The sequence below is a fragment of the Nocardia carnea genome (assembly GCF_029869215.1).
Taxonomy (GTDB): Bacteria; Actinomycetota; Actinomycetes; order Mycobacteriales; family Mycobacteriaceae; genus Nocardia; species Nocardia carnea_B.
The window spans coordinates 1-6,917 of sequence record NZ_JARWPM010000328.1; the positions used below are offsets into that span (position 1 = coordinate 1).

7 protein-coding genes are annotated in these 6,917 nt (G+C 67.0%); all 7 read left to right on the forward strand.

Annotated features, from left to right (window positions below; all coding sequences use genetic code 11):
- The first annotated feature begins 409 nt into the window (after positions 1-409).
- The 7 genes from QH276_RS23020 to QH276_RS23050 are packed head-to-tail and all read left to right on the forward strand — an operon-like array spanning position 410 to position 6,868.
- Positions 410-1,276 carry a helix-turn-helix transcriptional regulator gene (locus tag QH276_RS23020; protein WP_432278650.1) on the forward strand — a complete coding sequence of 289 codons (867 nt, stop codon included), beginning with the start codon at positions 410-412 and terminating at the stop codon, positions 1,274-1,276.
- Positions 1,273-2,709, forward strand: a complete 1,437-nt coding sequence (gene sufB, locus QH276_RS23025; RefSeq protein WP_280399490.1) for a Fe-S cluster assembly protein SufB — start codon at positions 1,273-1,275, stop codon at positions 2,707-2,709. Before QH276_RS23020 ends, sufB begins: the two co-directional genes overlap by 4 nt.
- A complete protein-coding gene (gene sufD / locus QH276_RS23030; protein ID WP_280399491.1) occupies positions 2,709-3,887 on the forward strand; it encodes a Fe-S cluster assembly protein SufD in 1,179 nt (392 codons plus the stop codon). Before sufB ends, sufD begins: the two co-directional genes overlap by 1 nt.
- 41 nt (positions 3,888-3,928) lie before the next feature.
- Positions 3,929-4,699 (forward strand): Fe-S cluster assembly ATPase SufC, encoded by a 771-nt coding sequence (sufC, locus tag QH276_RS23035; protein ID WP_280399492.1) that lies wholly within the window; start codon positions 3,929-3,931, stop codon positions 4,697-4,699.
- 1 nt (position 4,700) lies between these two features.
- The gene (locus tag QH276_RS23040; protein WP_280399493.1) at positions 4,701-5,954 is read left to right on the forward strand and encodes a cysteine desulfurase; all 1,254 of its coding nucleotides are present in this window, start codon (positions 4,701-4,703) and stop codon (positions 5,952-5,954) included.
- A gap of 3 nt (positions 5,955-5,957) precedes the next feature.
- Positions 5,958-6,488, forward strand: coding sequence for a Fe-S cluster assembly sulfur transfer protein SufU (gene sufU, locus QH276_RS23045; protein WP_280399494.1), 531 nt, complete (start codon positions 5,958-5,960; stop codon positions 6,486-6,488).
- The gene (locus tag QH276_RS23050; protein ID WP_280399495.1) at positions 6,485-6,868 is read left to right on the forward strand and encodes a metal-sulfur cluster assembly factor; all 384 of its coding nucleotides are present in this window, start codon (positions 6,485-6,487) and stop codon (positions 6,866-6,868) included. The genes sufU and QH276_RS23050 overlap by 4 nt, the downstream gene beginning before the upstream one ends.
- The last annotated feature ends 49 nt before the right edge of the window (positions 6,869-6,917 follow it).

Sequence of the window (6,917 nt, forward strand, 5' to 3'; positions counted from 1 at the left end):
GGACCCCCGGGACGCCCGTCCGGTGCCGGCGCATACGGAGGCGGGGGCGTGGAGGCACTGTCCAGCTACCGGCCGGCCGGTGTCCCCGCTCCGGTATTCTCCCGGCGGCAACGGGCAGCGAAGGGCAATCGGGCCGGCCGGGGATCGCGGAATATGTTCCGGCCACGGACCCCGGCACCCACTGCGCAGCCGGGCAGCAAACACCGGTGGTGCCGAGCGGCCGGCCGGAAACGTGTCCGGTGCAGTGAAGCAGATCACTAGGCGATCCGGCGCGCGCCGAGGTGAGCGGGACTTTCTCCGTGGAGCAGGCGATTTCCGGTTTTCGGTCGCGCCGGCCGGGCCAATCGCGACCCCCCTGGTCAGGGCACCCTTATTAGATTTCGGGAACGAATTCCGCCACACTGATGTTGTGAAAACTGTGGGTTTGCCGAATGTGGACGAAAGGGCTGGTCAGCGGGCCGGTACCGGGTCCGTCGGCGTGCCCGTGACCGGCGGTGAAGGGCATACCCGAGCGGCGATCATCCAGCTGCTGCTCGAGGAGGGGCCGATCACCGCGACCGCGATCGGTAGCACGCTGGGCCTGGCTCCGGCCGGTGTGCGCCGCCACCTGGACGCGCTCATCGAGTCCGGCCAGGCCCGGGCGAGCCGGTCCGCGCCCTGGCAGCAGAAGGGCCGCGGCCGTCCCGCCAAGCAGTACCAGCTCACCGCGGCCGGCCGCGGCATGCTCGGGCATGCGTACGACGATCTGGCTGGTGCCGCCATCCGGCAACTCCGCGAGATCGGCGGTGCGGAAGCCGTGACCGCGTTCGCGCGGAAGCGGGCGCACACGCTGGTCGACGGCATCGAGCCGCTGCCCGCCCAGCGGAAGGGTGACTCGGCCGCTCCCGAGGCGACCCGGGAAGATACCGTTCGGTCCGAAACGGTGGCCAAAGCCGACGAGATCGCGACCGCCCTCTCCGACGCCGGATTCGCCGCGAGCACCCGGCGTGTGGGTGCGGGCGTACAGATCTGCCAGCACCACTGCCCGGTCTCGCATGTGGCCGAGGAATTCCCCGAGCTCTGCGAGGCCGAACTCGAGGCATTCCGGGAAGTTCTCGGTACCCATGTGCAGCGCTTGGCGACCATCGCCAACGGTGACTGCGCGTGCACCACGCACGTCCCGCTCACCGTCCTGCCGGCCCCGGCCGGTGGCAGCCAATCGAACAACGCTTCATCAACAGCCGTTGCACAGCCCGCAACGGACGCAACGAACGACTCCGGAAGGAGTGCCGAATGACGACCACCACCGACCAGGTGCCACCACTCACCCAGGAGGAGGCCATTGCCTCACTGGGTAAGTACGGCTACGGCTGGGCCGACTCGGACGTGGCGGGCGCCAGCGCGCAGCGTGGTCTGTCCGAAGAGGTCGTTCGCGATATCTCGGACAAGAAGAGCGAACCGTCCTGGATGCTGGAGAACCGGCTCAAGGCGCTGCGTATCTTCGACCGCAAGCCGATGCCGAACTGGGGTTCCAACCTCGACGGGATCGACTTCGACAACATCAAATACTTCGTGCGCTCGACCGAGAAGCAGGCCGAGAGCTGGGAAGACCTGCCCGAGGACATCCGCAACACCTACGACAAGCTGGGTATCCCGGAGGCGGAGAAGCAGCGGCTGGTCTCGGGTGTCGCGGCCCAGTACGAGAGCGAAGTGGTGTACCACCAGATCCGCGAAGACCTGGAACAGCAAGGCGTCATCTTCCTCGACACCGATACGGCGCTGAAGGAGCATCCGGAGATCTTCCGCGAGTACTTCGGCACCGTCATCCCGGCCGGCGACAACAAGTTCTCCGCGCTGAACACCGCGGTGTGGTCGGGTGGCTCGTTCATCTACGTCCCGCCGGGCGTGCACGTCGATATCCCGCTGCAGGCCTATTTCCGGATCAACACCGAGAACATGGGCCAGTTCGAGCGCACCCTGATCATCGTCGACGAGGACGCCTATGTGCACTACGTCGAAGGCTGCACCGCGCCGATCTACAAATCGGATTCGCTGCATTCGGCCGTGGTCGAGATCATCGTGAAGAAGGGCGGCCGCTGCCGCTACACCACCATCCAGAACTGGTCGAACAACGTCTACAACCTGGTCACCAAGCGGGCCAAGGCCGAGGCGGGCGCGACCATGGAGTGGATCGACGGCAATATCGGCTCCAAGGTCACCATGAAGTACCCGGCCGTGTGGATGACCGGTGAGCACGCCAAGGGTGAGGTGCTCTCGGTGGCGTTCGCCGGCGAGGGCCAGCATCAGGACACCGGCGCCAAGATGGTGCACCTGGCTCCGCACACCTCCTCGACCATCGTCTCCAAGTCGGTGGCGCGCGGCGGTGGCCGGGCCTCCTACCGCGGGCTGGTCCAGGTGAACAAGGGTGCGCACGGGTCGAAGTCGACCGTGAAATGCGATGCCCTGCTGGTCGATACCGTGAGCCGCTCCGATACCTATCCCTACGTCGATATCCGTGAGGACGACGTGACGATGGGTCATGAGGCGACGGTGTCGAAGGTGTCGGAAGACCAGCTGTTCTACCTCATGAGCCGCGGGATGACCGAGGACGAGGCGATGGCGATGGTCGTGCGCGGCTTCGTCGAGCCGATCGCCAAGGAACTCCCGATGGAGTATGCGCTCGAGCTCAACCGCCTGATCGAACTGCAGATGGAAGGAGCCGTCGGCTGATGGCCGTGGAGAACGTTGCCGAAGCCGCCGAGGCTCGTACACCGGCGATCAACAAGGGCGAGGTTTTCACGTCCTTCGATGTCAACGCCTTCGAGATCCCGTCCGGTAAGGACGAGGCCTGGCGGTTCACCCCGCTGCGCCGGCTGCGCGGCCTGCACAACGGTACCGCCACGGCGGACGGGCGGGCCGGGATCGAGGTGTCCGAGGTCGGCGGCGTCACTGTCGAGACTGTGGGCCGCGACGACGCCAGGCTGGGCGAGGGCGGCACCCCGGCGGATCGGGTCGCGGCCCAGGCGTACTCGGGGTTCGAGCAGGCCACGATCGTTTCGGTGGGCAAGGAGACCGAGGTCGCCGAACCTGTCGTCGTGCGGATCACCGGCCCCGGCGAGGGGAAGACGGCCTACGGGCATCTGCAGGTGCGGCTGGCCGAATTCGCCGTCGCGACCGTCGTGATCGACCAGCGGGGTAGCGGGACCTACGCCGAGAACATCGAATTCGTGCTCGGCGACAGCGCGAAACTCACCGTCGTCGCGGTGCAGGACTGGGCCGACGATGTCGTGCACGCCACCGCCCACCACGCCAACCTGGGTCGCGATGCGGTGCTGCGGCATACCGCGGTCACCCTGGGCGGCGATCTGGTGCGGCTCACCGGCACCGTCCGTTACGCCGGGCCGGGTGGCGATGCCGAACTGCTCGGGCTCTACTTCGCCGACGCCGGACAGCATTTCGAACAGCGCCTGCTCGTCGACCACGCCGTCCCGCACTGCAAATCGAATGTGCTGTACAAGGGCGCGCTGCAGGGCGACCCGCAGTCGTCCAAGGGCGACGCCCGCACGGTGTGGGTGGGCGATGTGCTGATCCGCGCCGCCGCCGAGGGCACCGATACCTTCGAGATCAACCGCAATCTCGTGCTCACCGACGGCGCGCGTGCCGATTCGGTGCCCAACCTCGAGATCGAGACCGGTGAGATCGTCGGCGCCGGCCACGCCTCGGCGACCGGCCGGTTCGACGACGAACAGCTCTTCTATCTGCGGGCCCGCGGTATTCCGGAGGACGCCGCGCGTCGTCTCGTGGTGCGCGGTTTCTTCCACGAGATCATCCAGAAAATCGGGGTACCCGAGGTCGCCGAGCGGCTGGAGGCGGCCATCGAGGCCGAACTCGCCGCCATCGGCGCCTGACCGACCACCCAGCCACCGCCACCGAAGGAATTCAGCAACCTATGACCACCCTGGAAATCAAGGACCTGCACGCCGAGGTCGCCACTCCGGACGGGGATACCGTCAAAATCCTCAACGGCGTGAACCTCACCGTGAAATCCGGCGAGACGCACGCCATCATGGGACCGAACGGCTCGGGTAAGTCGACCCTGTCCTACGCCATCGCCGGACATCCCAAGTACACCGTCACCAGCGGTTCCATCACGCTGGACGGTGAGGACGTCCTGGAGATGTCGGTGGACGAGCGGGCCCGCGCCGGCCTGTTCCTGGCGATGCAGTACCCGGTCGAGGTTCCCGGGGTCTCCATGTCCAACTTCCTGCGCACCGCCGCCACCGCCGTCCGTGGCGAGGCGCCGAAGCTGCGGCACTGGGTGAAGGAGGTGAAGGAGTCGATGAACGAACTCGATATCGACGCCGCCTTCGCCGAACGCAGTGTGAACGAGGGCTTCTCCGGTGGTGAGAAGAAGCGGCACGAGATCTTGCAGCTGGGCCTGCTCAAGCCGAAGATCGCCATCCTCGACGAAACCGATTCCGGGTTGGACGTGGACGCGCTGCGCATCGTCTCCGACGGGGTCAACCGCTACAAGGAGCGGGAGAACGGCGGAGTCCTGCTGATCACCCACTACACCCGCATCCTGCGCTATATCCAGCCGCAGTTCGTCCACGTGTTCGTGGGCGGCCGCATCGTTGCCGAGGGCGGCGCGGAACTGGCCGAGGAACTCGACGCGAACGGTTATGTGAAGTTCACTCAGACCGCCACCGCCGGAGCGTGATATGACAGCGACCCTCCCCGCCTTCGACGTCGCCCGGATCCGGGCCGACTTCCCGATCCTGAACCGTACGGTCCGGGACGGGAAGCCGCTGGTGTACCTGGACTCCGGTGCCACCTCGCAGCGGCCGCTGGCGGTGCTGGACGCCGAACGCGCCTTCCTGCTCGAAAGTAATTCGGCGGTGCACCGCGGGGCGCACCAGTTGTCCGAGGAGGCCACCGACGCCTACGAGGATGCGCGCGCCGAGATCGCGGGATTCGTCGGGGCCGATGCCGACGAGATCGTGTTCACCAAGAACGCCACCGAATCGCTGAACCTGGTGACCTACTCGTTCGCCGACGATCGGTTCCCGTACCACGTGGGCCCCGGCGACGAGATCGTGATCAGCGAACTCGAACACCACGCGAACCTGGTGCCGTGGCAGGAACTCGCCCGCCGGACCGGCGCGACCCTGCGCTGGTACGGAGTGACCGCGGACGGCCGGATCGATCTGTCGTCGCTGGAGCTCTCGCCGGCCACCAAGGTCGTGGCCTTCACCCATCAGTCCAATGTCACCGGCGCGGTGGCGCCCGTCGCGGAGCTGGTACGCCGCGCCCGTGCCGTCGGTGCCCTGGTGGTGCTCGACGCCTGCCAGTCGGTACCGCACGCGCCGGTCGACTTCCACGCCCTCGATGTGGATTTCGCCGCCTTCTCCGGACACAAGATGCTCGGTCCTTCGGGTGTCGGCGTGCTGTACGGCAAACGCGACCTGCTCACCGAGACACCGCCGTTCATCACGGGCGGCTCCATGATCGAAACGGTCACCATGGAGGAGACCACCTACGCGCCGCCACCGCAGCGCTTCGAGGCCGGAGTGCCGATGACCTCGCAGGTTGTCGGGCTCGGTGCCGCCGTGCGGTACCTGCGGGATATCGGGATGGACGCCGTGGCCGCGCACGAGCACACGCTGGTCGACGCGGCGCTGGAAGGACTCGGCGGGATACCCGGTATCCGCATCGTCGGGCCCACCGAGAACGTGGACCGCGGCGGTGCGGTGGCCTTCGTCGCCGACGGTATCCACGCGCACGACCTTGGCCAGATCCTGGACGACGAGGGCGTGGCCATCCGGGTCGGCCACCACTGCGCGTGGCCGCTGCACCGGCGGTTCGGGATCGCCGCGACCGCCCGTGCCTCCTTCGCGCTGTACAACACCGTGGACGAGGTCGAGAAACTGGTCGCCGCGGTGCGGAAGGCCCAGAGCTTCTTCGGGGTTGCCTAGATCATGCGTATGGAGCAGATGTACCAGGAAGTGATCCTGGATCACTACAAGCATCCGCACAATCGCGGGTTGCGTGAGCCGTACGGCGCCGAGGTACACCATGTGAACCCGACGTGCGGCGACGAGGTGACCCTGCGGGTGCAACTCGGCGACAACGGGGACGTCGCCGATGTGTCCTACGACGGGCAGGGTTGTTCGATCAGCCAGGCATCGGTATCGGTGCTCACCGATCAGGTGATCGGGCTGCCCCTCACCGAGGCTCTGAGCGTTGTCGATTCGTTCAACGAGATGATCGGCAGTCGCGGTACCGTCGAGGGCGACGAGGACGTCATCGGCGACGGGATCGCCTTCGCCGGTGTCGCCAAGTATCCGGCCCGCGTGAAATGCGCACTGCTGGGCTGGATGGCGTTCAAGGATGCGGTGCTCCGGATCGACGGGGCGGCCGAAGCCGCTGCCGCCGGGGTGGCCGAAGCCGCCGCCCCGGGCGCCGCTACGCCGGATACCGACCGAGTACGGAACGGGGAAACACCATGACCGATACCTCCGCCACCGAATCCGCCGCGGATTCCGCGCCCGCCGAGGCCGAACTGTCGGCCGAGGAACTCGCGCAGCTCGCCGACCTCGAGGAGGCGATGCGCGATGTGGTCGATCCCGAACTCGGTATCAATGTCGTGGATCTGGGCCTGGTGTACGGGATGCGGGTCGAGGAGAGCACCGCGGTGCTCGATATGACCCTCACCTCGGCGGCCTGCCCGCTCACCGATGTCATCGAGGACCAGTCGCGTAATGCCCTGGTGCGCAGCGGTCTGGTCGACGATCTGAAAATCAACTGGGTCTGGATGCCGCCGTGGGGTCCGGACAAGATCACCGAGGACGGCCGGGAACAGTTGCGCGCCCTGGGGTTCACGGTCTAGGACCGAACCCCGGGGAGAACCGAACACGGATTTGCGGGGGGGGGCCCCC